Raw genomic sequence first — 25,175 nt, 5'->3', positions numbered from 1 at the left:
AGCCATGGTGATTCCTCTCACCCCTGGCCCTGACGACAGCACTTGCCTCTGACGCTGACGTCAGGTTTTAGCGTACGGGCCATGGACATCAACAACTCCGTCGCCCTTGTCACCGGAGCCAACCGCGGCCTGGGCCGCGCCTTCGCCCAGCGCCTGCTCGAACGGGGCGCCCGCAAGGTCTACGCGACGGCCCGCCGTCCGGAGACCGTGGACCTGCCCGGGGTCGAGGTGCTGCCCCTCGACATCACCGATCCCGCATCCGTGAGGGCCGCCGCCGAGGCCGCCCCGGACGTCTCGCTGCTCATCAACAACGCGGGAATCAGTACGGGGACCGACCTGGTGACCGGTTCGCTGGACGCGGTGCGGCACGAGCTGGAGACCAACATGTTCGGCCACCTGGGAATGATCCGGGAGTTCGCGCCGGCGCTCGCCAGGAACGGCGGGGGCGCGATCGTCAACGTCCTCTCCGCCGTGTCGTGGTTCGGGATCAAGGGCGCCAATGCCTACCACCTGAGCAAGGCCGCCGCCTGGGCCATGACCAACGGCGTCCGACTGGAGCTCGCCGAGCAGGGCACGCTCGTCACAGCGGTACACCTCGGCCTGGCCGACACCGACATGGCGGCGGGCTGGCCCGTGGACAAGATCGCTCCGTCGGACCTGGCCGACGCGGCGCTCGACGGCGTCGAGGCGGGCTCCGCCGAGGTCCTCGCCGACCAGTGGAGTCGCGACATCAAGTCCCGTCTGCCGCTGACGCCGGAAGAGTTCAACGCCGCGATGGACCGAGCCCTGGCGGCGCTGTTGGCGGCCTGAGGGGCCCCGCGGACCGTGTGGACTTCGGTCCGTCGACGATGGTCAGGACGGCGGGAGGTGGCCATGGTTGCGGTAGCGCCGCTGCGGAGCACTGAGTCGCTTGCCGGTTGCCCGCGGGGCGCCGGGCTCAGCCCCCTGAGGCGTTCCACAGTGCGCTGAGTTCCGCCCAGTCCGGAGGCGGGCTCTGCAACGCGGTGGGACCGTCGGTGGCCGGCGTGCGCAACCCGGCGAGGACCAGGTCCAGGTACCGCAGGTGGAGCGTGGTGGCGCGTTCGTCGGTGACGGGGATCCGTGCGGTGAGGTGTTCGAGGAGCAAGGGGACGTCGGCGGAGGTGAAGTCGCCGCGCAGCAGTCCTGCGCGGTGGGCGCCGTCCACGAGGTCGTCGAGGGCGGCCCGGAGCTGCTCGGCGGCCGCCACGGTCTCGTCGGTGGCCGGCAGCCGGCCACCGACCAGGGAGAGGAGCGGACCGCCCGCCCCCTGTTCCGAGAGCGCGTCCCGCAGGAAGCGGGCGAAGGCGGCCCAAGGGTCGGGCTCCTCGGCGAGAGCCGTGCGGGCCTGCGCGACGAGCTGTTCCATCCCCAGGATCCGCATCCGCTGAGCCAGCAGTTCCTTGCTGGGGTAACGGCGGTAGAGGCTGCCCATGCCTATGCCCGCCCGGCGGGCGATCTCCGAGACGGGGGCGTCCCAGCCGAGCTCGGCGAAGACTTCGCGCGCGGCCCGCATGAGGCGGGCGTCGTTGCGGTCCGCCTCCCGTCGGCGGCCGCGCGGTCTGCCGGTCTGCGTGTCACCCATGGACGGGTATTTTTCCCTACCGGCGGGCCAGGCCGTACCCACCGTCGACGGTGATCACCTCGCCGGTCACGAAGGCGGCCTCCTCGCCGACGAGCATCACGATCGCCCGGGCCACGTCCTCCGGCTCCGCGACCCGCCCCAGGGGCGTGTTCTCCGCCAGCCGCCGCTGGAACTCCTGCGGCATGCCCGCGCTGCTCTCCGTGCGGACGTAACCCGGTGCCACGACATTGACGTTGACGCCGAGCGGACCGGCCTCATGGGCGACGAAGCGGGCGAAGGTGTTCAAGGCGGCCTTGGCGGTGCCGTGGGCGGCCATGCCCGGGGCCGGCGGACCATCTGCCACGGCGCTGGAGACGTACACCATCCGGCCGTGGCCTTGGGCTCCCATGAGCTCCAGTGCCCGCTGGGTGAGGGTGTAGACGGATGCGAGTTCGGCCGTCATCTTCGTCCTGAAGTCGTCCCAGGCGAGGGTCTGCACAGGAGTCGGGGTGAAGCGGGCGCCGGCGTTGCAGACAAGGACGTCCAGGCGCCCGTCGACCGCGGAGCGCTCCAGCAGTTCGGTCGCCTGGACGGGGTCGTACACGTCGGCCTGCACGGCGAAGGCCTCGCCGCCGTCGGCCTCGATGAGCTTGACCACCCGGTCGGCCGCCTCGCGCTGGGAGAAGTAGTTGACGGCCACGCGGTAGCCGCGAGCTGCCAGCGCCCGCGACGTGGCGGCGCCGATTCCCCGGCTGCCGCCGGTCACCAGGGCCGTGGGCTTGGTTGTGACGTTCATGGGTCCTTCCGTGTCGGATGATCGATCACCCAATCTATCGGAGCGGAGCGCTCCGCTCAAAAAAAGTCCCAGAAAGGGGAATCGGGCTTTCCGGTGGCGCGTTGTCCTGTGACATGAGCGAAGCAGTAGTAGCGCGTGCCTACGGTGGTCCCGAGGTGCTGTCGGTGATCGACGTCGAGGTGGCGGAGCCCGGGCCGGGTCAGGTGCGCATCGCGGTCCGCGCCGTCGGCGTCAACCCTTTCGACCACAAGATGTACAGCGGCGTCTTCGGAACCGATCCGGCGAACCTGCCGATGCGGCTGGGCGCCGAAGCGGCCGGTGTGGTGACCGCTGTCGGTGCCGACGCGACCGGCCCCGCGGGTCCGGTGCGGACCGGCGACGAGGTGATCGCGTACCGGGCGCCCGGCGCGTACGCGGCCGAACTCGTCGTCCCCGCCTCGTCGGTGGTGCCCAAGCCCGCCGCTCTCTCATGGGAGCAGGCCGGAGGACTGATGGTCACGGGCGTCACCGCTGTGCACGTCCTCGAAGCGATCGGCCTGCGTGAGAACGACTCGGTGCTGATCCACGGTGCCGCCGGTGGCGTCGGCCTGATGGCCGTGCAGTTGGCCGTCGAGCGCGGCGCGAGGGTGCTGGGGACGGCGAGCCCGGCCAAGCACGACGTCCTGCGCGACCTGGGGGCGATTCCGATCGCATACGGGCCGGGCCTGGCGGACCGGGTGCGTGCGGCAGCGCCGCAGGGCGTCCACGCGGCGGCCGATCTGGTGGGCACCGACGAGGCGGTGGACGTCTCGGTGGAGCTGGTGGCGGACCGGTCCCGCATCGCGACCGTCGCGGCGTTCGAACGCGGCGCCCGAGCCGGGATCAGGCTCCTGGGCGGCGGGCCCGGCGCGGACCCCGGCACGGAAGTCCGCGCCGCCGCGCGCCTGCAGCTCACCGAAGCCGCGGGGGCCGGGCGGCTGCGCGTCCTGATCGCCGCCAGCCATCCGCTGCGCGAAGCCGCCGCGGCGCATCGGCAGATCATGACCGGGCATACGACGGGGAAGATCGTCCTCGTCCCGTAATCCGCCCCCCGGCCGCACCGGTGGCTTCACGAGTCCCGATGGGGTGCACCCGTGCCGTCACCGCGCCCGTGGCCCGCCGGCCGACGGGCTCAGGCGTTGCGCACCGTCTTGCTCACCTGGTCGAGCAGCGCCCGCAGTTGCGCGCTCTCCGCCTGTCCCAGCCCCTCGGTGACGTGGCGCTCGATGTCGGCGATCACCTGGTCTGCCGCGCGCAGCGCTTCCCGTCCGGCGTCGGTGAGGTGCAGCTCCTGCACGTGCCGGTGGCGTGGGTGCTCGCGCCTCTCCAACTGGCCGCGACCCTCCAGGCGGGCCACGAGGGAGGCGACCGCCTGGGGGGTGACGTTGAGGCGGCGGGCCAACTCCGCGCCGGCCAGCCCTGGTTCGCTGTGCACCGACATCAGCAGGGTGTAGTGCGCAGGGGCCATGCCGAGCGGGCGCAGCCGCTGTTCCTTGAGTGTCAGCACCGCCAGCTCCGCGCGGCGCAATGCCCAGGTCACGCGGTCGAGCGCGCCGAGGCCCACGGGTTCATCGTCATCACGTATCACCCGCCAAGGGTACGACACTTCATGGGTATCAAGTGTTTGACAGTAAGCCAACGTTTGAGGCATGCTCGACGTATGACACGAACGATTGCCCTCATCACCGGCGCTTCCTCCGGTATCGGTGCCGAATACGCCCGACTGCTGGCGGATGACCACGACCTCGTCCTGGTGGCGCGCCGCGCGGACCGGCTCGGCGACTTCGCGGAGGAGCTCCGCGCCCGGGGCGCGGCCGTGGAGGTGCTGCCCGCTGATCTCGGCACCCACGAAGGCGTCACCGCTGTCACCGGCCGCCTCGCCGCGGGGGATGTGCGTCTGCTGGTCAGCAACGCGGGCGCCGGCGGCTACGCCCCGCTCGTCGACGTCGACCCGGCCGACGTGGACCGCCTGCTCACCCTCAACGCCGTGGCCCCCGTTCGGCTGGTCCACGCCGCGCTTCCCGGAATGCTCGCCGCCGGAGAAGGCGCGATCATCACGGTGGCCTCGCTGCTGGCCTTCAGCGGGGGCCTCACCGATTCCCACGCACCCCGACGCACTCTCTACGCGGCGGCGAAGGCCGCCACCGTCGCCTTCACCCGGACCCTCGCGGGCGAGCTCGCCGACACACCCATCCGTACGCAGGTGCTGCTGCCCGGCGTCGTGGCCACGGAGTGGAACCAGGGCGCCGGCCACCACATCCCCTGGGCGATGACCCCGCAGGACGTCGCCTCGGCCAGCCTGGTCGGGTTGCGCCTGGGGGAGACCGTGTGCGCCCCCGGTCTGGAGGACCAGGCCGCAGCCCTCGACGCCCTGCTGACCGCGGAGTCCGCGCTGCTCACCGGCGGCAACCAGCCCACCCTCGCGGCTCGCTACCGCACCCCCGGCGCGTAGCAGCGGGCGCCTCCTCGGCGCCCCAAACCCGGCCGTGGGTCACCTCCGACGGCTGCGCCACGTCCGCCCGCCGAGAGCGCTTCCGGCTCTGCGGCTACCGGTGCCCAAGTGTCGATCGTTCGGCACGGCACACGTTCTCAATGATCCGAGTAGGGGAAGACCCATGACCGACAACATTCCGGCGAGCACACGTGACGGCGTCATCGGATACGACGCGACCGAGGTCGTCACCATCGACCAGGCCACCGGCGCCGAGTTCGCCCGCTACCCCGTGGCCGGCAAGGAAGAGGCCGCCGCGGCCGTCGCCGCCGCACGCTCGGTCACCGGGGCCTGGTGGGACCTCGGCTTCGAGGGCCGCGCGGAGCGACTGCGCGCATGGCGGCGGGAGATAGCCCGGGGCGGCGAGGAGGGCGCCGCGCTCATTCACGCCGAGAACGGCAAGCCCCTCGACGACGCCCGCGTGGAGGTGCTCGGCACGCTCGAGCACGTGCAGTACGCCGCCGACAACGCCGCACGCGCCCTGGGGCGCCGGGAGGTTCCGGCCAGTCCCACCACGCCCAACCAGCGTGCGTGGGTCGAGTACCAGCCGTACGGCGTGGTCGGCGTCATCGGCCCGTGGAACTTCCCCCTGCTCACTCCCGCGGCCATCCTCGTCGACGCGCTCGCGGCCGGGAACGCCGTCATCCTCAAACCCAGCCAGATCACGCCCGGCGTCGCCGAATGGCTCGTCCGCACCTGGCAGCGTGCCGTTCCGGACCTGCCGGCCGTCCTGCAGAACCTGAACGGATACGGCGCCACGGGGCAGGCGCTCATCGAGGCCGGCCTCGACAAGCTCGCGTTCACGGGCAGCGTCGCCACGGGCAGGACGGTGGCCGCCCAGTGTGCGCAGACCCTGACCCCCGTACTGCTGGAACTCGGCGGCAAGGACGGCGTCATCGTCGCCGAGGACGCCGACCTGGACGAAGCCGCCGCTCACGTCGTGTGGGGCGCCATGCAGAACACCGGGCACGGTTGCATCAGTCTCGAAGTGGCCTACGTCGTCGAGTCGGTGCACGACGAGTTCGTCGAGAAGATCAGCGCGCTCGCCGGGCAGGTACGCGTCGGCAGCGACGAGGACGCGGAGATCGGGCCGGTTCCGCTGCCGAGCCAGACCTCCATCATCCGCGAACACATCCAGGACGCTCTGGAGCGCGGCGCCACAGCCACCGTGGGCGGCCTCGACTCGGTGGGTGACCGCTATGTCACGCCCACCGTCCTGGTCGGAGTGACCCCCGACGCCCTCGCGGCGACGGAGGAGACGTTCGGGCCGACGCTGGCCGTCATCAAGGTCGCCGACGCCGACGAGGCCGTCGCCCACATCAACGCCGGCCGGTACGGGCTCGGCAGCGCCGTCTTCAGCCGCGACCGCGGAGAAGCCATCGCCCGTCGCCTCCGCGTGGGAATGACCAGCATCAACGACGCACTGGTGTTCTCCATGAACCCCGCGGTGCCGTTCGGCGGTCGCGGCGACAGCGGTTACGGGCGTAAGCAGGGGGAGGAGGGACTGCGGGAGTTCGCCTACGCGCACTCCTTCACCGCCAAGACCGGCCCCGCCCGGTTCTCCGCCTCGACCTTCGGCAGGCCGCAGGGAGCCATGGCAGGAGCCCTCGCCGGCGCCCTCGGCAGGATCCTGGCCGAGAGCGGCGAGAAGTCGGACTGACTCGTCGGCGGGCGTCGCCGGACAGCACCGCAGGTGGGCGCGTAGTACCGCGGTACCACGCGTACGGCGTAGATCAGCCCCCCGGTACCACCGGGTCGGGCTGATTCGCCGCTTAGCGTGGCCGGTGTGGCGTCGGAAGTGACGGACGCCGGAGCCCCAGAGGGAGAGCGCGAATGATCGACTCACGGCAGTTGACCAAGCGGTACGGGGAGAAGACGGCCGTCGACGGCCTGGACTTCGTCGTGAAGCCGGGTACCGTGACCGGCTTCCTCGGCCCCAACGGGGCGGGCAAGTCCACGACCATGCGCATGCTCGTCGGCCTCGACGCCCCGACGAGCGGCTCCGTCACCGTGAACGGTCAGCACTACGCCCGCCACCAGGCGCCGCTCCAGGAGGTCGGCGCGCTCCTGGAGGCGAAGTCGATCCACCCGGGCCGTTCGGCGTACAACCACCTCAAGGCCCTCGCGCTGACCCATGGCATTCCGGGCCGCCGGGTCGACGAGGTCATCGGCCTCGCGGGACTGGACAGCGTGGCGAAGAAGCGGGCCGGCGCCTTCTCCCTCGGCATGGGCCAGCGGCTCGGCATCGCCGCGGCCCTGCTGGGCGATCCGCAGACGGTGATGCTGGACGAACCGGTCAACGGGCTGGACCCGGAGGGCGTGCTCTGGATCCGCAACCTCCTCAAGGGGCTCGCCGACGAGGGCCGGACGGTGTTCGTGTCCTCGCACCTGATGAGCGAGATGGCCCTGGTGGCGGATCATCTGATCGTCGTGGGACGCGGCCGGCTGCTCGCCGACACCACGGTGGCCGACCTGATCCGCGAGGCGGGCGGCGACACGGTGGAGGTGGCGACGCAGGACCCGGCGCGGCTGCGGGACGTGCTGGCCGGGCCGGGCGTCGACGTCACCGGTCAGGTCGGCTCCGAGGAGCTGCAGGTCACCGGGCTGAGCGCCCGCGAGATCGGCCTCAAGGCCGCTGAGCACGGGATCGCGCTGTTCGAGCTGAGCCCGCGGACCGTATCGCTGGAGGAGGCGTTCATGGACCTGACCAGGGATGCCGTGGAGTACCACGGCACCACGACCGGCATCGACGTCCTCGGGAGGACCGCGTGAGCACCCTCACCGCAACCACCGAGGAACCCCGGACCACCCGCCCCCGCCCCGCCTACCGCGTGACCGGACGGCGTGTGCTGGCCTCCGAATGGGCCAAGCTGTGGTCCCTGCGCTCGACCTGGATCACCCTGGGCCTGGGCCTGCTGTTCCTGGTGGCCTTCGGCGTCATCGCCGCGAGCCGCTACAAGTCGGGGATCGACTCCGGAAACCTGGACCGGGACTTCGCCGACTCGACGACCGTGAGCCTGTCCCTCTTCGGTACGAACTTCGCCCAGCTGGCCCTGGGCGTCCTCGGCGTACTGGTCACGGCGGGGGAGTACTCGACCGGCATGATCCGCTCGACCCTCGCGGCGGTGCCCCGCCGACTGCCCGTGCTGTGGTCCAAGGCGGTCGTGTTCGGACTGGTCGCACTGGCGGTGGGCACGCTGGGTGCGTTCGTCGCCTTCCTGATCGGGGGCGGCATCGTCTCCGGTACGCCCGCGGCCATGGGCTTCTCGCACGCCGGTGTCCTGCGGAGTCTGCTGGGCGCCGGGCTCTACCTCGGCCTGGTCGGGGTGATCGGCACCGCCCTGGGCGCACTGCTGCGGTCCGTGGCCGGCGGGATCTCGGTCCTGGTGGCCTCCCTGATGCTGATCCCCGGCCTGATCTCCCTGCTGCCCAGCTCCTGGCAGGACGGCATCAGTCCCTACCTGCCGTCGAACGCGGGGGAGGCGATGTTCTCCCTGACCCACGACTCCACGACCCTGTCGCCGGGCGCCGGGCTGCTGGTGTTCCTGTGCTGGACGGCGCTGGTGCTGGGCGGCGCGGCGTACCGGCTCGTGCGCAGTGACGTCTGACGCCCGCACCATGGACAGGTGACGTCCGTGGCCACCGATGACCTCGGCGGGATGGGACCGCTGGTCGCCCGACTGTCCCGGGGCGGCCAGCGGCTGCGGCATGCCGACCGGGCACGTCCCTGGGTACTGGACACCGCGGTCGTCGTCCTGGTCTTCCTGATGTTCTGTCTGCCCGACCTGATCCACGGCGGTGTGGACGACGGCGACAGCCCGCGCCGTTTCCGGGTCGCCTTCACCCACCTGCCCGTCGTGGGGATGCTGGCCTTCCAGGCGGGACTGGTACTGCCCCTGCTGTGGCGGCGACGCAAACCCCTCGTGGCGTTCGCCGTCATCGCCGCGGTGTTCGTCCTGCAGTGGTCCCTGGGCGCCGCGATGCGCGCGGACATCGCCCTGTTGATCGCGCTGTACAGCCTGGCCCTGCACGGGCGGCTGCGGCAGCTGCCCTGGGCCTGTGCGGTCACGGCGGGCGCCATGGTGCTGGTCGCGGTGCGCGCGTCCGCGGCCGTGTCCGTGTGGGACGCGCTGTTCTTCCTGCTGAGCACGGCGACCGCGGCCCTCGCGCTCGGCCTGATGGTCCGCATCCGCCGGGCCCAGCTCGCCGGACTGCGCGAGCGGGCGGCCCGGCTGGAGATCGAACGCGACCAGCGCAGCAGACTGGCCACGGCCACCGAACGCACCCGTGTCGCCCGCGAGATGCACGACATCGTCGGCCACAACCTGTCCGTCATCATCACCCTCGCCGACGCCGGCGCCTACGCCAGTGACCTCCAGCCCGCGCGGGGCAAGGAGGCTCTGCAGCTCATCGGTGACACCGGCCGACAGGCCCTCGGCGAGCTGCGGCGCGTGCTGGGTGTGCTGCGTCAGGACGGGGCCGGTCCGTCCCGCGGGCCCGAACTCAGCCCGCAGCCCGGCATCGCGGACATCGAGTCGCTGTGCGCCACGGTGCGCGCCGCCGGACTGGAGGTGGTCTACCGGACGTCGGGGGAGGTGGACGCCCTGGACAGCGGGGTGCAGCTGACGGTGTACCGCATCGTCCAGGAAGCCCTCACCAACACCCTGAAACACGCCGACACCGACGCGCGGGTGCACCTGGCGATCCTCGTCGAGGACAGCCGGCTGACCATCCGAGTCCAGGACACCGGCCCGGCCGCACCGTCCGGACCGCCGAACGAGGAAGGACACGGCCTGGTGGGCATGCGGGAGAGAGCGGCCCTGTACGGCGGCACCGTCAGCGCGGGACCGGCGGCGGGCGCAGGATGGAACGTCGAGGCCGTCCTCGACCTCACGCCGGGAAGCGGCGGTGACCGGTGACCACCGTGCTCATCGTGGACGACCAGCCGCTGCAACGCTACGGCTTCCACCTGCTCCTGGACTCCGTCCCCGAGACCGACGTCGTCGGTGAGGCCGCCCACGGCGCCGAAGCGGTCCGCAAGACGGCCGAGCTGCGCCCGGACGTCGTCCTGATGGACGTCCGCATGCCCGGCATGGACGGCATCGAGGCCACCCGCCGCATCGTCGCCGCCGGCGGCCGCTCCCACGTCCTCGTGCTCACCACCTTCGACCTCGACGAGTACGTCCACGCCGCCCTGCGGGCCGGCGCGAGCGGGTTCCTCCTCAAGGACGCGCGCCCCGAGGAACTCCTCGCCGGGATCCGCGCGGTCGCCTCCGGCGACGCCGTCATCGCGCCCGCCCTCACCCGCCGCCTCCTGGAGGAGTTCGCCCAGTACGTCCCCTCGCACCGATCGGACCCCGCCGAGGACCCGAGGCTCACCTCGCTGACCGACCGTGAACGCGAGATCCTGGTGGCGGTCGGCAAAGGCTGGACCAACGGGGAGATCGCCACGCGGTTCGTGCTGTCCGAGTCCACCGTCAAGACGCACGTCGGCCGTGTCCTGGCCAAGATCGGCGCCCGTGACCGCATCCAGGCCGTGATCTTCGCCTACGACCACGGCCTCGCCCGTCCCGCCGTGGACTGAACCGACTGGGGCGGTCTGCCGGGTGTCTACACTCACGTGAGACGGGGTGAACTCACGGGAGGAGTCGGGATGCCGCGGAACCGCCAACAGATCCCCCGGGAGGAGCGCACGGGTGATCTGCTAGCCGCGGCCACCGAGCTCTTCCTGGCGAAGGGCTACGTCAAGACCACGATGGCGGACATCAGCGCCGCCGCAGGTGTGGCCCGGGGCAACGTCTACTGGTACTTCGACTCCAAGGACGACATCTTCGCCGCCGTCATGAACCGCATGCTCAGTCGCGAGCTCCGCATTCTGAACGAGGAGCAGGCCGGCGCCGACCCGCTGAGCCGCCTGGTGCGCGGGCTGTCCGACATGCGCTACTCCCGCCCGCTGCACCAGGCCATGCACGACCGGCTGCCCCATTCGGAGGCGGTCCGCGAGGCCCACAACACCTTTCTGAACTGGATCGTGGGACTGGTCGACGAGCTCATGGCCGAGCGCGGCCTCGACAACGCCTCCGGCGTCGATGCCGCGCTCCTCCGCGATGTCGCGGTCGCCGTGTTCGAAGGGGCGCACGTGCCCAACGACTGGAACAGACCGGCCCACGAGATGCTCCGGTTCCTGATGGAGTCCGTCCTGGCCAGGAGCTCGGGGGCCAAGGGCCGCGGGCGCTGAGCGCGTACCTCAGACGAGGCGGGCCCCGACTCCCGCCGGTACCGCATCCGAAACTGGGAGCGTCGCCCCGCGCAGCACGTCGAGTACGGCGACGGCGTCCGCGGGAGCCTGCCGGCCGCGCCAGCCGACGTGGCCGTCCGGGCGGACGAGAACGAGCGGCCGCTCGTACAGTTCCGCGGCGGCCGGGTCGGCGAGGCGCAGCACCGTCAAGGGCACACCGCACCGGCGGGCGGCCCGCACCAGCGGCGACGGGTCCGCGGAGCCCGAGACCACGAGCGTGAACCCGCGCCCGAAGTGGTCGAGCACCGAAGTGCCGTCGGGCAGCCAGACGTGCGGTGCGCGGCAGCCGGGCCAGGTCGACGGTACGTACTCGTCCGGCGCGTCGGGCGGCTCCGGACTGCCGTCCGGCACGCAGACCGGTGAGCCGCTGTAGCGGTAGCCGAGCTGGACGCCCGTGCAGCGGAACTCCTTGGCCCGGGACCGGCGGATCTCCTCGCCCAGCTCACGACGCAGCCGGTCGCCTTCCGCGTCCATGCGGTCGAGCACCGGATCGGGGACGAGCTGCGCGTCGGCCCTCCAGTTGCTGGAGGCCTCCGTGACGTTGCGGACCGCGATCGGCCGCCGCTCCTTCTCGTAGCTGTCCAGGAGCGCCGGGCCGCCCCAGCCCTGGAGGGTCGCGGCGAGCTTCCAGCCGAGGTCCACGGCGTCGCCGATCCCGGTGTTGGCGCCGAAGCCCCCCTTGGGCCACAGCAGGTGCGCGGCGTCGCCGGCGAGGAACACCCGCCCCTCGCGGTAGGCGCGGGCCACGACGCAGTGTCCGCTCCAGGGCTGCGCCGCGAGGATCTCCACGTCGATCGGAGCACCGGCGGCCTCGCGTATCCAGGCGACCGCGTCATCGGGGTCGGGCTCCTCGTCCAGGTAGACCGAGAGCCGCCACTCGTCCACGCCGTTGACGACCGTGATGTACGGCCTGCGCGCCGACGACAAGGTGTGGATCTGCACCGCAGGGCCGCCGAGACGCTCCCGCAGCAGGTCCAGCAGCTGTGGCGCACGGAAGTGCACGGCGAAGTTGTGCCCCTGCGCGAACATGCCCTCGAACTCGATGCCGAGCGCCCGGCGGACGCCGCTGCGGCCTCCGTCGCAGGCCACCAGGTACGCGCCGGCCAGCGTCTCGGTGGCACCGCTCGCCACGTCGCGCACAACGGCCAGGACACCCTCCAAGTCCTGCTCCACCGTCTCCAGGCGGGTGCCGTACCTGATCACCACTCCCGGCAGTTCACCGGCCGTGCGGGCGAGCAACGGCACGAAGGAGAACTTGGACAGGAACGCGGGGCCCTCCGGTGTCAGCGGGGTGTACACGCCCGAGGACCGGTTGGTGACCCCGTAGTCGAAGTCGGCGAGGACGCGCCCCGTGGCAGAGGTGGCGAACACCGTGCGGTGCGGGTAGTCGGGGGGCGGTGCCGACCCCGTGCGTGCCTCTTCCGCGCAGCCCCAGCGGCGCAGGTGTTCCATGGTGCGGGAAAAGATCGCCTCGCCTGCGGGAAAGGGGACGTGGCCGTCGCCCTGGTCGATCACGGTGACCGGTACACCACGCCACCCCAACTCGGTCGCGAGAGCGAGGCCCACCGGCCCTGCCCCCACGACCAGGACGCGCCGGGATGCGGCTCTCTCGTGCTGGTCGGACATTGAAGATCTGCCTTCCTGAGCAAGCGTCGGACCCGTTCATGGTCCCATCTCTTGAACCGGGGTCAGAGTTACACGGACGTATCGCTGCAGGGAAGACCTGGAAAAACACAAGACTTTTGGCTAATCGCGTGCGGTGCTACGCTCGTCTTGCGTTCAAGAGGGCGGCGCCCGTGGCTCCTGGGCCGAGCTGCTGCCGGCGCTTCGCAGCTACGGAGGACACGACGACATGAGTGCACAAGCCGAGAACGGCTTCGGTGGCGGAGACCCCTGGAAGTACATCCAGCCCTGGGACGAGGAGCGTTTCGGACCGGAGATCCAGGACCTCGACCGGCGGGTGAAGTGGGAAATGGCCATGGCCATCGCCGGTGGCCTGCCGTACATCTGGCAGGAGCTGGCCCGGCCGGTCTCCGAGATCGTCTACGGCCTGCTCGAACTCCGTGCCGGAGACCGGGTGCTGCTCATCGGTGAGGGCATCGCTCCCTCCGGGTGGGTCGAGGACATGCGGGCCCTGGTGGGCCCGGAGGGTGTCATCGACACCGTGGAGATCATCAAGGACGGACGGAACGCCGTCCTCGGCAAGGTCCCCGGGCGGAACGGCCAGATCGGCTGCTGGCGCTGGTCGTACACGGACGGCGTGGAGGACGAGGCCTACGACTGCGTCGCCGTGCTGCAGGCGACACAGCACTGTGACGACTGGCCCGAGACGGCCGCGGACCTGCTGCGGGTGATGAAGCCCGGGCGACGCATCGTGCTGGCCGAGGCGGTCCTGAAGGGAGCGACGTTCACGTCCCGTATCGACTCCGACGTCCACCTTCGGCAGTGGTTCGACAAACTCTTCGCGCACGTCCCCGTGGACGACATTCCCTACTACTCCGGAGAGCAGATCCGTGAGGCGTTCGGGGACAAGGTCGACAGCCCTCAGGTGATGGAGTGGAAGGGCATCGAGATGTACTGGGGCCGAAAGAGGTGACCGCCCAAGGACACGTACCCGAAGACAAGGAGGTCCCCGTGAGTGTCGTCGAAGACGTCATGGTCCTCGGCTCCGACCAGCCGTTGCGCAGCGTCGTCCGCGACGAGCACCTGCTGCTCTCGCCGCCGCATGCCCCGAAGGTGCCGGTCAAACTGTGGCAGGAGCACCCGCCGCTGACCGTGGTGCACTACCCGCAGCAGTACGAGCCGGAGGCGTTCGCCCCGCCGCGCGGTGTCTACGAGAACGACGAGATCCGCGTCGAGTGGCAGAAGATGGACGGCCGGCAGCCGTTCTACCACCGCAACTGCGACGTCGACGAGATCTCCTACCAGATCGGCGGCGGGCGGACGCTGATGTCCGAGCTCGGCGTGATCGAGTTCCAGCCGGGCGAGTTCTCCCGCATCCCGCGCGGCGTGGCCCACGACAACTACGGCCGCGAGGACAGCCATCTGCTGTTCTACATTCCGGCGCCGGTCGCCGAACTGGTCCCGGCCCAGCGGGAGTCCGCGGCCGTGTTCCCGCCGTTCCCCGGCTGGCAGCCCGGCGAGGCCAACGAGGCGATCACTCAGTGCATGGCCGCGCTCGGCCACGACATCACCGTCTTCGGGGTCGACGAACAGCTCCTGCTGGAGCAGGTGCACCAGGAGGACCGGCGGATGGCGGTGCTGCGGGCCGATCCCGGTCAGGACGTCACCTGGATGTACGCGACAGACCGCATCCGCCTCGGCATGGTCACCACCACCCCTGGCGGCGAGCGCCGCTACCGGCGCACCCTCGACGCCGACGAGATCCAGTACCAGGCCCATGGTCACCGCACGCTGATCACCCAGCGGGGCGTCGTCGACCTGGAACCGGGCGACTTCGTGCGCATCCCGCTCGGCATCTCCCACACCAGCGTCGTGACCGAGCCCGGTGGCTACGTCAGTCTTCTCTCGCACCAGGAACTGCCCCAGGTCGCCGAGACCACGCGTACGGCGGACGCCTGTACGCCAGAACGGCTCCCGAGCCTCACCGTGGAGGTCCGCCGATGACCACGATGCTTGCCCTGCGAGCGCACCAGGGCGCCGAGGCACTCGTCCTGGAGGAGGTGCCCGTCCCCGAGCCGGGTCCGCTCGACGTGGTGGTGAAGGTGGTCTCCGCCGGCCTGGCGCCGGGCATCATGCGCCTGCTGCGGATGGGGGCGCTCAAGCATCTGCCCACCACACTCGGCCATGAGGCCGCAGGCGTCGTCTCCGCCGTCGGCCGCGACGTCACGGGCCACGCGGTGGGCGACCGGGTGCGGGTGCATCCCCTGCTGAACTGCCGTGAGTGCGACTACTGCCGTACCGACCGGGACATGATGTGCGCCCAGCAGGCCATGCTCGGCCACGCCGCCTTCGGTGATGCCCCGATGCCCCTGTACGAGCAGTACCACGACGGCGGACTCGCGGAGTACGTCCGTGTCCCGCACTGGCTGATCGACTCCCTGCCGGACTCCGTCGGCTTCGACGTCGCCGCCAGGTCCAGGATCTGGCCAACGCCGTGCGCGCACTCAAGTGTGCCGACCTTCCGGAGCGGGCCACTCTCGTGGTCACCGCCGCGACCGGCACCATGGGAACCGCGACGGTCAAGCTCGCGGAGCACTTCGGCGTCGCCCGTCTGATCCTCGTCGGCCGTGACGCCGACCGTCTCGACCGCGTCGCCGGGCTCGCCGGCGACATCCCGGCCGGTGTCGTCGCGCTCGACGAACTCCCCGAGAACTGGTCGACCGACGGCACTCTCACCCGTCGGCTGCGCGAGCTGGCACCCGAGGGAGCCCATGCCGTCATCGACTTCATCCCGGAGGGCCCCGCCCTCGGCCAGACCATGGCGAGCATGGCCACCGGCGGCACACTCGTGCACATGGGCGGGAACTCCACCCCGCTGACGCTGCCCCCCATCGCCCTGATGATGCACTGCTGGCGCTTCGTCAGCACGCGCGCCTACACCCGCCAGGACGCGACGGACGTCCTGCGGCTGCTGGCGACGGGCGCCCTCACGGCGGACGAACTCATCACCCACCGGTTCCCGCTCACCGAGGCGCTCAAGGCCGTGGACGCGATACAGCAACGCGTCGACGACCCCATGTGGATGACAGTGATCAATCCCTGACAGCGAGAGGAAGCCGGAAAGTGTCCGCATCAGAAGTCGTACGCCGTCAGGAGCCGCCCCTGATCGCGGTGATCGGGGCGGCCGGGCTCTGCGGTACGTACGTGCTGGAGGCCGCGCTGCGAGCCCCCTTCCGGGTCCGGGCCGTCGTGCACGGCCCGGCAGGCCGGGAACGAGTGGCCGCCCTGGGCGTGGACGACATCGTCGAGGCCGACCTGGAGAAGCCGGACACGGTCCGTCAGGCGCTCGAGAACGCCGACTTCGTGTTCATGATTCCGCCGGCGTTCCACCCCGACGAGGACGTCCTCGCGATCAGGGCACTCGAGGCGGCCGAGCACGCGGGCGCGCGTCGGTTCGTGTACCTGTCCGTCCTCCACCCGCACACCCCCGGGCTCCGCCACCACCTGCGCAAGGCGAACGCCGAGGCGGCGGTGCGGGCTTCGCGGTTGAACTGGACGATCCTCCAGCCCTCGATGTTCGCGCAGATCGTCCTGTCGACGTGGGGGAGGGCCCCGGCGGGCCCCGTCGAGGTGCCGTTCGACGTGGACAACGAGTTCTCGTTCATCGATTTGCGCGACCTCGGGGAAGCCGGCGTCAAGGTGCTCTCCGATCAGGGGCACGACTCGGCGACCTACGAACTCGCCGGACCCGCCCTGACGTTGGCCGACGCGGTGCGCCTCGCCGGGCGCGTGCGAGGAGTGGATCTGGAGGCGAGGACGGTGGACTGGGCGGACGCACCGCTCCCGCCGACAGTGGCCGACTCCGCGTCCCGGGCCTCGGACATGCGCGCCATGTGGCAGGACTACGACCGGCACGGTCTGCGGGGCAACAGCAACGTCCTGCGGATGCTGCTCGGCCGCGAGCCCGCGTCCTTCGAGGAAGCGGCCACCGCGTTCAACCGCGCGGCGAGCTGACAGGCCGCAGGCCCTGGAGGACGGTGTCGACGATCTGTTCCGGCAGTCCGTCCGGGAGGTCGGGGTCGTGGCGCAGGAAGGAGCGGAGGAGCAGGGGGCCGACGATCATGTCGATGGCCAGGTCCAGGTCGACGTCCGCACGGAGTTCCCCGTTCAGCCGGCCTCGCCGGAGGATCTCCAGTCCGAGGTCGCGCCGGGGGGTGATCACGACGACTTGGTAGGCGGCCCATATCCTCGGGCTGCTTCTCATCCGGGCGTGCGCGGTGTGCAGGACCGCCGACGAGCGGCCGGCCAGCGCCCGTTGGCGCAGTGACTCCAGCAGAACGACCAGGTCGTCCCGCATCGACGTACCGGGGAGTTCTCGCTCGGCGGGCTCAGCGGCGCGGATGACGTCGACGAAGAGGTCCGCCAGCGGGGCGCCGTCCTCGAGAAGCAGCAGCACCGCTTCCAGGACGGCCTGTTCCACGGCCTTGCTGCGGGGACGACCGCGGGGGGAACCGAATGACGGCGGACGGCTCTCGGCACGGCTCATGGCTTTCCGTCATCCCTCTGACAGCAACGGCTGGTTCAGGGATCGGGTGTCGATGGCGAGGGCGTCGGGGTTCAGTTCCTCGACCAGACGGTGAAGCAGTCGGTGAATCGTGTTCTTGTCGTCCGGGGAGAGCGGTGAGGTCGTCTCCCGTTCGATCCGCTTCGCGATCGACGTGGCACGAGCGGCCGTCGCGTGCCCGTCGTCGGTCGCGAACAGGCGCATGCTGCGGCGGCTGGTCGGATGCGGTTCGCGTCGCAGCAGTCCCCGCTCGACGAGCTGACTCACCGCGGCTCCCATGGACTGGGCCGTGATGCCGGAGCGGCGCGCGATCTCCGCCGCGGACACCCCCGGCGTCCACAGGACCTGCTGCAGTGCGTTGTGCTGGGCCAGTGTGAGGTCCTCCGCGCGCAGTGCCCGCTCCAGTCGTCCGGCGATGATCTGGGAGAACTGCCAGGCGAGGTATCCGGTGGTGGGAAAAGCGGCGTCGGTCACGGCCGCAGTCTACGAGGCCGACGGCGGGCGGGTCAGGCGCCGGCGGTGCGGCGTGGGCCGCGGGCATCGAGCCAGAAGAGCACACCGGCGGCAACGAGGATCCACGCCGCCAGGACGCCGACCCCCGCGGTGAGCCCGTCGTTGTTGAAGTGGGACAGGCCCTGGACGGCTCGTACGCCGACTCCCACCGGGAGGATCTCCGAGAGCGGACGCAGCCAGCCCGGCAGGTAGGCGGTGGGCAGTGTGCCACCGCTCGTGCTGTTGCCGAAGGTCAGCAGGACCACGGCGGCCAGCGACATCCCGGCGCGGCCGAAGAGGCGCATGAACATCATGGTCGCGCTGCCGACGGCCGCGGCCATCAGGGCGATGACCCCCGCGATGCCCAGGAAGGGCCCGGGCAGTGCCGAGAAGCCCAGGCTCCCGGCCATCACCGCCACGATGACGCCGCCGAGGATGCTGAAGGAGGCCAGACTGACCAGCCTCCACCGGTACTCCAGCCGCGGAGCCATCTGGTAGGTCATCATGCCGAACAGGAATCCGGCCAGGACGACGCCGAACCCGGCGTAGAACACCGACATGCCGCGGGTGTCGCCCGCCGAGGCCGGCACGACGTCCTGCACGGTCAGACGGTCACCGCTCGCCTTGGCGACACCGGAGAAGGCACCGGTGACCGTCGAGGTCACCGAAGGGCCGTTGGCTCCGGCATACAGCAACTCCGCGGACCTTCCGGGGCCGGTGACATAGGCGGCGTACACCTTTCGGTCCTGCAGAGCGTGGCGGGCCGTACTCGCGTCGGGGTAGCGCCTTACCTCGAACCCGTCGGGCAGTCCGAGCTCCAGCCCTCCGGTGACCTGCTCGAGCCGTTGGGTCGTCCCGACGACGGCGACCGGCAGGTCGTGCGGGCGCGGGGCGTGAAACGCGGCCAGGAACACGCTGACAAAGATCGATCCGATGGCCAGCACGATCACGACCGGGAGCAGAACGCCCTTCAATCCGGTGGCACCCTGCGGCGCCGGAGCGCTGTCCATCGCGTGGTGGTGGTGCGTATGGCGCGGCTCGGTGGGAGTGGTCGGGGGTGTGGACATGGGAGGGGCCCTCTCCAGTTCTCTTTATAAGGTACCTTCTATTTGTACCATAGAAATATCAGGCACCTTACTTTTGGAGTCGCTGATGAGGCGCCCCGAGGCACATCCCTCGACGCGTATGGGCTACCTGGCGTGGCAGGTCGTGCACGTGATGGGGACGCGTCTCGAGAGAGCCTTGCGCTCGCTGGACCTCACGGCCGCCCAGCACAACGCTCTGCAGCACGTCGTCTGGGTCCCGGGCACCTCCGCGGCGCAGATCGCGCGTCGGACCGGCTTCACTCCCCAGTCCATGGGCGCCGCGGTGAACGCACTCGTCGACCGCGGCCTGCTGGCTCGCCGCGAACACCCTTCGAGCCGCAGAACCGTGCAACTGACCGTCACCGACAGCGGCGCGAACCTCGCCGAGCGGGCCAGGGGTCTGGTGGAACGTCTCGACGAGGAAGCGCTGGCCGTCCTCGCCCCCGCCGAGCGGGCCGTCATCCATTCCCTGCTGCTCCGGATGCTTGCCGGGCTCAATCCCGACGCACTGCCGACGATGGACGTGCGTGGAGGCAGCTGAGAGGGAGGAGTATCGCCGGCAAGGGCGTCGAATCCGGCGAACGCCGAGGGCGACGCCGCTGGGTCATCCGGCTCGCGGCGGCAGTGTCAGGGCAGGAGGACCACTTTGCCGGTCTGGCGGTGGCTTTCCAGGTAGGCGTGGGCCTGGGCCGCTTCCTCCAGGGGGTAGGCGCGGTCGATGATCGGCGTGATCTTTCCATCGGCCAGCAGTTCGAGGCACAGTTGCTGGTCGCGCAGGGTGGCGCCGCGCACGCTGGCGATGGTCACCTGCCGGCCGATGAGGGCGAGTGCGTCCAGTTCGAGGCGGGATCCCTGGTCGGTCGGTGTGCCCAGGACGATGACCGTGCCGCCGAGCCGCGTGCAGGACAGGGAGAGCTGGAAGAAGTCGTTGCCGCCGACGCAGTCCCAGACCGCGTCGGCGCCCAGGCCGTGGGTCAGCTCCCTGACCTGTGCGGGCAGCCGGGGATCGGTGGAGTGCACGATGTGGTCGTAGCCCAGCTTCCTGAGCGCTTCGTCGCGGTCCGGCTTGGTGGTGGTGCCGATGACGGTGGCTCCGCTCAGCTTGGCCAGTTGCGCGCAGGCGATCGCCATCCCGCCGCTGGCACCGGTGATGACCACCGTGTCACCGGGGCCGACGGGTGCTTGTCGCGCGCAGTTCAGGGGGGTCGTGTAGGTCCACATGGTGGCTGCGGCCGTCTCGTAGTCGACGCCGTCGGGGATGGGCAGGACGGCGTCCTGGCGGCGCGCGACGTACTGGGCGTATCCGCCGAAGACCTGGTGTCCGGGGTAGGCGGTGTCGATGCACAGGTTCTCGAGTCCGCGGACGCACAGGGCGCAGTTGCGGCACGGCGGGTGCGGGAGCTGCACCGCCCTGTCGCCGGGGTGCCACCTGGTGACGTTCTCGCCGGTGGCGACGATCTCACCGGCCGCGTCCCGGCCGAGCTGGAAGGGCAGGGGCCACGGCGGCCGTCCCGGGAGGGGCTGCGGCAGGTTGCCCGCGCGGTAGCGCAGATCCCAGCTGTTGACGGCCGTGGCGTGCACGCGCATCAAGACGTCGTCCGGGCCGATCTCGGGAATCGGCGCCTCGACGTACTTGAGCACCTCGGGGCCGCCGTGTTCGAACAGGCGGACCGCCATCATGGTCTGTTCCACTCTCACGTTCCTTCAGATCGTTGCGCGATTCGTCGCAGGACCCGGCGCAGCCGTCGGCGATGCACGGGGTTCTTGACTGTGAGTCATGAGCTGGATCGAGCCCAACCGGCCTCAGTCGCTGGTCTTGACTGAAAAGTACCCTAGAACTAGCTTGGCTCCAGTTCAAGAGATGGGAACGGGCCGCAGCTCCACATCGCCCAGGAGCGCTCTGCACCCGCCCTCGGCCCGGCCGCCGTACGCGTCCCCACCGACTCTGCGAGCCGACCTCGACCAGCCCGCCCCTGGCCATCACCCGCGCCCCCCAGAGGGAGAGTGGACATGCCCGACGACCGTTCCTTCCAAGCCGTGACTCCGCCCGGCGAGCCCCGCACCAAGCCTCCTGGCGAGGCCACCCGGCGAAGATTCATCGCCGCGACCGCCGCCGCGTCGGGAGCCGCCGTGGTCGGCGGCCTGGTCGCGGGGTCGCCCGCGCAGGCAGCCGAGGCGGCACCGGCCGAACCCGGGCAGCAGACGCCGGACCCGACGACCCGACCCGGGCGCGGCTCGAAACACCATTCCCGTACTCCGGAGGAAAAGATGCGCATCGTGGCCGTGGAAGAGGCGTTCTCCGTTCCCGGAGCGATCCGGCAGGAGGAAGCGATCCGCCGGCACATGGCCGTGCCGGAGGAGATCAAGCAGGAGTGGTTCCGCCGCCTGGACGACGTGACGGACCTGCGGCTGGCGGACATGGACGCCAACGGCGTCGACGTCCAGGTCCTCTCGTACTCCACTCCGGGCGTGGAAGTGATCGAGGATCCGGCGGAGGCGGTGGCCGACGCACGGCGGATCAACGACTACCTGGCCAAGACGGTCGCCGCACATCCGACCCGCTTCGCGGGCTTTGCCACCCTCCCCCTGCAGGACCCGAAGGCCGCGGTCGCGGAGCTGCGCCGGGCGGTGCAGGAACTCGGGTTCAAGGGCGTCCTGTACAACGACCACGTCCGCGGGCACTACCTGGACGAGCCGCAATTCAGGCCGGTGTGGGCCGAACTGGAGCGTCTGGGCGTGACGTTGTACCTGCACCCGGCTGTGGTTCCGGCCGACAACTGGCATGTCTTCGACGGGTATCCGGTGCTGGTCGGGCCGTCGTGGGGCTGGACCGCGACGACAGGTGCCCATGCCCTCCGGCTGATCTACGGCGGCGTCTTCGACGAGTTCCCGCGCGCGTCGGTGATGCTGGGACACATGGGCGAGCTGCTGCCGTACCAGATGGCCCGGCTCGACAGCCGCTACGACCATGTGCCCGCGGAGCACAGGGTGCAGCACGTGCCCTCGTACTACCTGCGGAACAACGTGTACGTCACGACCAGCGGAGTCATGTCGCATGCCGCGCTGCTGGGAGCCGTCCACGCCGTGGGTGTCGACCGGGTGCTGTTCTCCATCGACTACCCGTTCGAGTCCAGCGCCGAGGCGGTGGGGTTCCTGCGTTCCGCACCGTATGCGCCGGCCGACCTGGCGAGCATCGCGCACGGCAACGCCGAGCGCGTTCTGGGGCTGTGAGGAGCCCGGCTATTTGTCGACCAGCGACATGTGTTGCTCGTTGTACCGGTCTCCGTGCACCCCGACATGGCCGGCGAGTTCGTTGAGGTCCGCAAGCTCGTCGGCGGACAGGGGCACCGAGGTGGCGCCGATGTTCTCCTCGATACGCGCGACGCGTCGGGTGCCGGGAATCGGGACGATCGACGGATGCTGCGCGAGCAGCCAGGCGAGCGCGACCTGCCCCGGCGTGGCGTCCTTGGCCTGCGCGAGCCTTCCCACGTGCTCGACGAGAACCTGGTTCGCCGCGCGGTTCTCGGCCGAGAACCGCGGAATGGTTGTACGGACGTCGTCGTCCGCGAACGCCGTCGACGCGTCCACCGACCCCGTCAGGAACCCCTTGCCGAGCGGGCTGAAGGGTACGAATCCGATACCGAGCGCCGCACACGCCGGCAGCACCTCCGGTTCGGGGTCGCGGGTCCACAGGGAGTACTCGCTCTGCACGGCCGTCACCGGGTGGACCGAGTGGGCACGGCGGATGGTCTGCGCACCGGCCTCCGACAGCCCGAAGCAGCGCACCTTGCCCTCCTGGACGAGCTCGCCGACCGTGCCGGCGACGTCCTCGATCGGCACCTGGGGATCCACGCGGTGCTGGTAGAACAGGTCGATCGTGTCGGCCCTGAGCCGCTTGAGGGAGGCCGTGGCGACCGCCCGGATCTGCTCGGGCCGGCTGTCGAGGCCGACTGAGGCACCGTTCTCGATACGGAACCCGAACTTCGTGGCGATCACCACTTGCTCACGCACCGGGGCGAGGGCCTCTCCGACGAGCTCCTCGTTGACGTACGGGCCGTACACCTCCGCGGTGTCGAAGAAGGTGACTCCGCGGTCCACGGCGCCGCGGAGCACCGCGATCATGTCCGTTCGGTCACCGGGGTTCGGGCCGTAACTCTGGGACATACCCATGGCGCCGAGACCGATGGCCGAGACCCGCAGGTCTCGTCCGAGTGTCCGGGTGTGCATGTTTTCTCCTTGATCTCGATGGGGCCGGCTTCTACGTGCACGAACGGGGCAGGGGGTGTCGGTGCGCGGGATCGGGGCAAGGTGCAAGGCTGTGCGTGTGAACCGCGGCCCGAACCTTCACGAACTGGGGACCTTCCTCAAGGCGCGGCGAGCTCAGCTGAGCCCTGACGAGGTCGGCCTGCCCGCCGGTGAGCTCCGGCGCGTTCCCGGTCTGCGCCGCGAGGAAGTCGCTCAGCTGGCCGCGATCAGCACCGATTACTACACCCGGCTCGAACAGGGTCGCGTCCAGTCGTCCGCGGCCGTCCTCGACGCCCTCGCGCAGGTGCTCCGCCTCGATGCCGATCAGCACGATTACCTCCTGACGCTGGCGGGGAAGGCCGCCCTGCCCACGGCGGGCAGGCGCACTCGGCAGGAAGTCCAGCCGCAGCTGCGGCACCTGCTCGACGACCTCACCCTGACGGCGGGGTTCGTCCTCGGCCGCACCACGGACCTCCTTGCCTGGAACGCCCTGGCCGCCGCCCTGGTGATGGACTTCGGCCGCGTCCCCGAGGAAGAGCGCAACTATGTGCGTCTGCTGTTCACCGACCCCGCCATCCGGGTGCTGTACAGAGACTGGGCGGACATGGCCCGACTGGCTGTGGCCCACCTGCGCATGGACGGCAGGAGAAACCCCGACGACCCTCGGCTGACGGCGCTGGTCGAGGAACTCTCCGCGCTGGATCCGCAGTTCCGTAGGTGGTGGACCTCGCACGATGTCGCCGTGCGGGCCGGCGGCACCAGGCTGCTCCGGCATCCCGTGGCAGGCGACCTGACATTCCGGCGTTCGACCTTCACGTGCGCCGAGGATCCCGAACAGCAACTCGTCGTGTGGACAGCCGAACCCGGCAGTGCGACCCACGAGGCCGTGCGTGCCCTGGCCTCTCGGATCGAGACGGGGCGGGACGCGCTGAACGGCTCCGCCTGACGCAGTGCGCCGCGGCTGTCGTTCACCGCGCCGTCCCCGGGAACAGGCGCCGTGCGTTGGCCGTCGTCAGGGAACGCCATGTGGTTCCTTCCACCGGTGACTCGGCCGCGTCGATCACCGCGAGGTGGGCGTCGGCCAGTGGGGCAGGCGTCCAGCAGTAGTCACTGCCGAACAGGACGCGGTCCGGATCGACGAGCTTCAGCAGCGCCGGGACCTGGCGTGGGAAGGCTGTGCCCGCCATGTCGTAGTACAGGCCTCGTAGTTGCTCCACCGCGTCCTGGCCGGGCGTCTGCTCCGAGGGCAGGAACAGTCGCATGAACTCGTTGATGCGGTCGGCCAGGACAGGGAGTGCCCCACCGCAGTGCGGAACGATCACCCGAAGATGCGGATGGCGTGTCAGGACGCCCGCCATCACCAGGTCGGTGACGGCGCGGGCCGTGTCGAAGATGTACTCGGCCATCGGCCGCGGCCGGCCGAGTGCCGACTGTTGCCAGCACACCGGTGAGGTGGGGTGCAGGAAGACCACGGCCCGGCGCCGGTCCAGTTCCGCGAAGACCGGGTCGAGGCGCTGGTCGCCCAGGTACACGCCGTGCGTGTGGGTCAGCAGGGCCACGCCGTCGGCGTCGAGTTCGTCGAAGGCGAAGGCGATCTCCTCCAACGAGCCGTCCACGTCCGGCAGGGGCAGGGACACGAAGGTGCCGAAGCGGCCGGGGTGGTCACGGGCCAGCTCGGCGATGTACTCGTTGACCTGCCGGGCGAGGAGACGGGCCGCCTTGTCGTCACCGAAGTGCACACCGGGGGACGACATGGACAGCATCGCGGTCTCGATGCCGCCTCGGTCCATCAGGTCCAGGTGGGCCGCCACGGACCATGGTGGCCAGCCGGCCATGCCGTCGGGGTGGGCGTGGCCCGCCGCTGTCGCCTGCTGGACGTAGAAGTCGGGAAGGAGGTGTGCGTGGACGTCGATGAGCGGGGAGGACATGACAGGCGGATCCCTTCTGGTGGGCCTCGCGGGTCTCTCGTGGGTCTCGCGGC

Annotated in this window: 27 protein-coding genes; 17 read left to right on the top strand and 10 right to left on the bottom strand. The window is 70.6% G+C overall.

The window, feature by feature from the left end; genetic code table 11:
- Window positions 1–81 precede the first annotated feature (81 nt).
- Window positions 82–810, top strand: coding sequence for an SDR family oxidoreductase (locus ACGFWE_RS06140; RefSeq protein WP_393598228.1), 729 nt, complete (start codon window positions 82–84; stop codon window positions 808–810).
- A gap of 127 nt (window positions 811–937) precedes the next feature.
- Here ACGFWE_RS06140 and ACGFWE_RS06135 read toward each other — a convergent pair whose 3' ends face one another.
- Together ACGFWE_RS06135 and ACGFWE_RS06130 are read right to left on the bottom strand one after the other, a co-directional pair.
- Window positions 938–1,603 carry a TetR/AcrR family transcriptional regulator gene (locus tag ACGFWE_RS06135; protein ID WP_393598226.1) on the bottom strand — a complete coding sequence of 222 codons (666 nt, stop codon included), beginning with the start codon at window positions 1,601–1,603 and terminating at the stop codon, window positions 938–940.
- 16 nt (window positions 1,604–1,619) lie between these two features.
- Window positions 1,620–2,378 (bottom strand): SDR family oxidoreductase, encoded by a 759-nt coding sequence (locus tag ACGFWE_RS06130; protein WP_352380956.1) that lies wholly within the window; start codon window positions 2,376–2,378, stop codon window positions 1,620–1,622.
- 113 nt (window positions 2,379–2,491) lie between these two features.
- Here ACGFWE_RS06130 and ACGFWE_RS06125 point away from each other — a divergent pair, with 113 nt between their 5' ends.
- Window positions 2,492–3,439: an NADP-dependent oxidoreductase gene (locus tag ACGFWE_RS06125; RefSeq protein ID WP_352380954.1), complete on the top strand. Its 948-nt coding sequence runs from the start codon at window positions 2,492–2,494 to the stop codon at window positions 3,437–3,439.
- An 89-nt stretch (window positions 3,440–3,528) separates the two neighbouring features.
- Here the strand turns inward: ACGFWE_RS06125 and ACGFWE_RS06120 are convergent, their stop codons facing one another.
- Window positions 3,529–3,984: a MarR family transcriptional regulator gene (locus tag ACGFWE_RS06120; protein WP_352380952.1), complete on the bottom strand. Its 456-nt coding sequence runs from the start codon at window positions 3,982–3,984 to the stop codon at window positions 3,529–3,531.
- 72 nt (window positions 3,985–4,056) lie between these two features.
- Between ACGFWE_RS06120 and ACGFWE_RS06115 the strand changes: the two genes are divergently transcribed.
- The 7 genes from ACGFWE_RS06115 (at window position 4,057) to ACGFWE_RS06085 (ending at window position 11,125) form a co-directional block, all read left to right on the top strand.
- The gene (locus ACGFWE_RS06115) at window positions 4,057–4,848 is read left to right on the top strand and encodes an SDR family NAD(P)-dependent oxidoreductase (protein WP_352380950.1); all 792 of its coding nucleotides are present in this window, start codon (window positions 4,057–4,059) and stop codon (window positions 4,846–4,848) included.
- Window positions 4,849–5,011: 163 nt separating this feature from the next.
- On the top strand, window positions 5,012–6,547 hold the full coding sequence (locus tag ACGFWE_RS06110; RefSeq protein WP_393598222.1) for an aldehyde dehydrogenase family protein: 1,536 nt from the start codon (window positions 5,012–5,014) through the stop codon (window positions 6,545–6,547).
- A 173-nt stretch (window positions 6,548–6,720) separates the two neighbouring features.
- Window positions 6,721–7,659 (top strand): ATP-binding cassette domain-containing protein, encoded by a 939-nt coding sequence (locus ACGFWE_RS06105; RefSeq protein WP_393598220.1) that lies wholly within the window; start codon window positions 6,721–6,723, stop codon window positions 7,657–7,659.
- Window positions 7,656–8,495 (top strand): ABC transporter permease, encoded by an 840-nt coding sequence (locus tag ACGFWE_RS06100; protein WP_352380944.1) that lies wholly within the window; start codon window positions 7,656–7,658, stop codon window positions 8,493–8,495. The genes ACGFWE_RS06105 and ACGFWE_RS06100 overlap by 4 nt, the downstream gene beginning before the upstream one ends.
- 18 nt (window positions 8,496–8,513) lie before the next feature.
- Window positions 8,514–9,806, top strand: coding sequence for a sensor histidine kinase (locus ACGFWE_RS06095; RefSeq protein WP_393598218.1), 1,293 nt, complete (start codon window positions 8,514–8,516; stop codon window positions 9,804–9,806).
- Complete coding sequence (locus ACGFWE_RS06090) at window positions 9,803–10,471, top strand: response regulator transcription factor (protein ID WP_352380940.1); 669 nt, start codon at window positions 9,803–9,805, stop codon at window positions 10,469–10,471. Before ACGFWE_RS06095 ends, ACGFWE_RS06090 begins: the two co-directional genes overlap by 4 nt.
- Window positions 10,472–10,540: 69 nt before the next feature.
- Window positions 10,541–11,125 (top strand): TetR/AcrR family transcriptional regulator, encoded by a 585-nt coding sequence (locus ACGFWE_RS06085; RefSeq protein WP_393598215.1) that lies wholly within the window; start codon window positions 10,541–10,543, stop codon window positions 11,123–11,125.
- 9 nt (window positions 11,126–11,134) lie between these two features.
- On the opposite strand, the gene ACGFWE_RS06080 is transcribed toward ACGFWE_RS06085, so the two are convergent.
- Window positions 11,135–12,811, bottom strand: coding sequence for an FAD-dependent monooxygenase (locus ACGFWE_RS06080; protein ID WP_352380936.1), 1,677 nt, complete (start codon window positions 12,809–12,811; stop codon window positions 11,135–11,137).
- A gap of 226 nt (window positions 12,812–13,037) precedes the next feature.
- Here ACGFWE_RS06080 and ACGFWE_RS06075 point away from each other — a divergent pair, with 226 nt between their 5' ends.
- From ACGFWE_RS06075 to ACGFWE_RS06055, 5 genes are read left to right on the top strand one after another with little or no spacing between them, the layout of a single operon-like run.
- The gene (locus tag ACGFWE_RS06075) at window positions 13,038–13,781 is read left to right on the top strand and encodes a hypothetical protein (protein ID WP_393598213.1); all 744 of its coding nucleotides are present in this window, start codon (window positions 13,038–13,040) and stop codon (window positions 13,779–13,781) included.
- A gap of 38 nt (window positions 13,782–13,819) precedes the next feature.
- The gene (locus tag ACGFWE_RS06070; protein WP_393598211.1) at window positions 13,820–14,812 is read left to right on the top strand and encodes a hypothetical protein; all 993 of its coding nucleotides are present in this window, start codon (window positions 13,820–13,822) and stop codon (window positions 14,810–14,812) included.
- A complete protein-coding gene (locus ACGFWE_RS06065) occupies window positions 14,809–15,423 on the top strand; it encodes an alcohol dehydrogenase catalytic domain-containing protein (RefSeq protein ID WP_393598209.1) in 615 nt (204 codons plus the stop codon). The genes ACGFWE_RS06070 and ACGFWE_RS06065 overlap by 4 nt, the downstream gene beginning before the upstream one ends.
- Complete coding sequence (locus ACGFWE_RS06060; RefSeq protein ID WP_393598207.1) at window positions 15,372–15,911, top strand: zinc-binding dehydrogenase; 540 nt, start codon at window positions 15,372–15,374, stop codon at window positions 15,909–15,911. The genes ACGFWE_RS06065 and ACGFWE_RS06060 overlap by 52 nt, the downstream gene beginning before the upstream one ends.
- Window positions 15,912–15,931: 20 nt before the next feature.
- Window positions 15,932–16,822 (top strand): SDR family oxidoreductase, encoded by an 891-nt coding sequence (locus ACGFWE_RS06055; protein WP_393598205.1) that lies wholly within the window; start codon window positions 15,932–15,934, stop codon window positions 16,820–16,822.
- Here ACGFWE_RS06055 and ACGFWE_RS06050 read toward each other — a convergent pair.
- From ACGFWE_RS06050 to ACGFWE_RS06040, 3 genes are read right to left on the bottom strand one after another with little or no spacing between them, the layout of a single operon-like run.
- On the bottom strand, window positions 16,803–17,354 hold the full coding sequence (locus ACGFWE_RS06050) for a TetR-like C-terminal domain-containing protein (protein ID WP_352380927.1): 552 nt from the start codon (window positions 17,352–17,354) through the stop codon (window positions 16,803–16,805). The genes ACGFWE_RS06055 and ACGFWE_RS06050 overlap by 20 nt on opposite strands.
- 9 nt (window positions 17,355–17,363) lie before the next feature.
- Window positions 17,364–17,846 (bottom strand): MarR family transcriptional regulator, encoded by a 483-nt coding sequence (locus ACGFWE_RS06045; RefSeq protein WP_352380925.1) that lies wholly within the window; start codon window positions 17,844–17,846, stop codon window positions 17,364–17,366.
- 32 nt (window positions 17,847–17,878) lie between these two features.
- A complete protein-coding gene (locus ACGFWE_RS06040) occupies window positions 17,879–18,931 on the bottom strand; it encodes an ABC transporter permease (protein WP_393598202.1) in 1,053 nt (350 codons plus the stop codon).
- An 85-nt stretch (window positions 18,932–19,016) separates the two neighbouring features.
- Here ACGFWE_RS06040 and ACGFWE_RS06035 point away from each other — a divergent pair, with 85 nt between their 5' ends.
- The gene (locus ACGFWE_RS06035; protein WP_393598200.1) at window positions 19,017–19,490 is read left to right on the top strand and encodes a MarR family winged helix-turn-helix transcriptional regulator; all 474 of its coding nucleotides are present in this window, start codon (window positions 19,017–19,019) and stop codon (window positions 19,488–19,490) included.
- An 86-nt stretch (window positions 19,491–19,576) separates the two neighbouring features.
- Here the strand turns inward: ACGFWE_RS06035 and ACGFWE_RS06030 are convergent, their stop codons facing one another.
- On the bottom strand, window positions 19,577–20,641 hold the full coding sequence (locus ACGFWE_RS06030; RefSeq protein WP_393598198.1) for a zinc-binding alcohol dehydrogenase family protein: 1,065 nt from the start codon (window positions 20,639–20,641) through the stop codon (window positions 19,577–19,579).
- A gap of 318 nt (window positions 20,642–20,959) precedes the next feature.
- Here ACGFWE_RS06030 and ACGFWE_RS06025 point away from each other — a divergent pair, with 318 nt between their 5' ends.
- Window positions 20,960–22,180 carry an amidohydrolase family protein gene (locus ACGFWE_RS06025; protein ID WP_393598196.1) on the top strand — a complete coding sequence of 407 codons (1,221 nt, stop codon included), beginning with the start codon at window positions 20,960–20,962 and terminating at the stop codon, window positions 22,178–22,180.
- Window positions 22,181–22,189: 9 nt separating this feature from the next.
- Here ACGFWE_RS06025 and ACGFWE_RS06020 read toward each other — a convergent pair whose 3' ends face one another.
- Window positions 22,190–23,176 carry an aldo/keto reductase gene (locus ACGFWE_RS06020; RefSeq protein WP_393598194.1) on the bottom strand — a complete coding sequence of 329 codons (987 nt, stop codon included), beginning with the start codon at window positions 23,174–23,176 and terminating at the stop codon, window positions 22,190–22,192.
- A 97-nt stretch (window positions 23,177–23,273) separates the two neighbouring features.
- Here ACGFWE_RS06020 and ACGFWE_RS06015 point away from each other — a divergent pair, with 97 nt between their 5' ends.
- Window positions 23,274–24,140, top strand: coding sequence for a helix-turn-helix domain-containing protein (locus ACGFWE_RS06015; RefSeq protein ID WP_393598946.1), 867 nt, complete (start codon window positions 23,274–23,276; stop codon window positions 24,138–24,140).
- 22 nt (window positions 24,141–24,162) lie between these two features.
- On the opposite strand, the gene ACGFWE_RS06010 is transcribed toward ACGFWE_RS06015, so the two are convergent.
- Complete coding sequence (locus tag ACGFWE_RS06010) at window positions 24,163–25,122, bottom strand: amidohydrolase family protein (protein ID WP_352380914.1); 960 nt, start codon at window positions 25,120–25,122, stop codon at window positions 24,163–24,165.
- Window positions 25,123–25,175: the final 53 nt, after the last annotated feature.

Origin of the sequence: Streptomyces sp. NPDC048523 (assembly GCF_043199815.1) — a bacterium.
Classification (GTDB): Bacteria; Actinomycetota; Actinomycetes; order Streptomycetales; family Streptomycetaceae; genus Streptomyces.
This window is presented reverse-complemented; position numbering and strand designations above follow the sequence as displayed.

Coding starts and splice junctions, on each gene's coding strand:
- ACGFWE_RS06140 (WP_393598228.1), top strand. CDS start 82: ATGGACATCAACAACTCCGTCGCCCTTGTCACCGGAGCCAACCGCGGC.
- ACGFWE_RS06135 (WP_393598226.1), bottom strand. CDS start 1,603: ATGGGTGACACGCAGACCGGCAGACCGCGCGGCCGCCGACGGGAGGCG.
- ACGFWE_RS06130 (WP_352380956.1), bottom strand. CDS start 2,378: ATGAACGTCACAACCAAGCCCACGGCCCTGGTGACCGGCGGCAGCCGG.
- ACGFWE_RS06125 (WP_352380954.1), top strand. CDS start 2,492: ATGAGCGAAGCAGTAGTAGCGCGTGCCTACGGTGGTCCCGAGGTGCTG.
- ACGFWE_RS06115 (WP_352380950.1), top strand. CDS start 4,057: ATGACACGAACGATTGCCCTCATCACCGGCGCTTCCTCCGGTATCGGT.
- ACGFWE_RS06110 (WP_393598222.1), top strand. CDS start 5,012: ATGACCGACAACATTCCGGCGAGCACACGTGACGGCGTCATCGGATAC.
- ACGFWE_RS06105 (WP_393598220.1), top strand. CDS start 6,721: ATGATCGACTCACGGCAGTTGACCAAGCGGTACGGGGAGAAGACGGCC.
- ACGFWE_RS06085 (WP_393598215.1), top strand. CDS start 10,541: ATGCCGCGGAACCGCCAACAGATCCCCCGGGAGGAGCGCACGGGTGAT.
- ACGFWE_RS06080 (WP_352380936.1), bottom strand. CDS start 12,811: ATGTCCGACCAGCACGAGAGAGCCGCATCCCGGCGCGTCCTGGTCGTG.
- ACGFWE_RS06075 (WP_393598213.1), top strand. CDS start 13,038: ATGAGTGCACAAGCCGAGAACGGCTTCGGTGGCGGAGACCCCTGGAAG.
- ACGFWE_RS06065 (WP_393598209.1), top strand. CDS start 14,809: ATGACCACGATGCTTGCCCTGCGAGCGCACCAGGGCGCCGAGGCACTC.
- ACGFWE_RS06060 (WP_393598207.1), top strand. CDS start 15,372: ATGGGAACCGCGACGGTCAAGCTCGCGGAGCACTTCGGCGTCGCCCGT.
- ACGFWE_RS06050 (WP_352380927.1), bottom strand. CDS start 17,354: ATGAGCCGTGCCGAGAGCCGTCCGCCGTCATTCGGTTCCCCCCGCGGT.
- ACGFWE_RS06040 (WP_393598202.1), bottom strand. CDS start 18,931: ATGTCCACACCCCCGACCACTCCCACCGAGCCGCGCCATACGCACCAC.
- ACGFWE_RS06035 (WP_393598200.1), top strand. CDS start 19,017: ATGAGGCGCCCCGAGGCACATCCCTCGACGCGTATGGGCTACCTGGCG.
- ACGFWE_RS06025 (WP_393598196.1), top strand. CDS start 20,960: ATGCCCGACGACCGTTCCTTCCAAGCCGTGACTCCGCCCGGCGAGCCC.
- ACGFWE_RS06020 (WP_393598194.1), bottom strand. CDS start 23,176: ATGCACACCCGGACACTCGGACGAGACCTGCGGGTCTCGGCCATCGGT.
- ACGFWE_RS06010 (WP_352380914.1), bottom strand. CDS start 25,122: ATGTCCTCCCCGCTCATCGACGTCCACGCACACCTCCTTCCCGACTTC.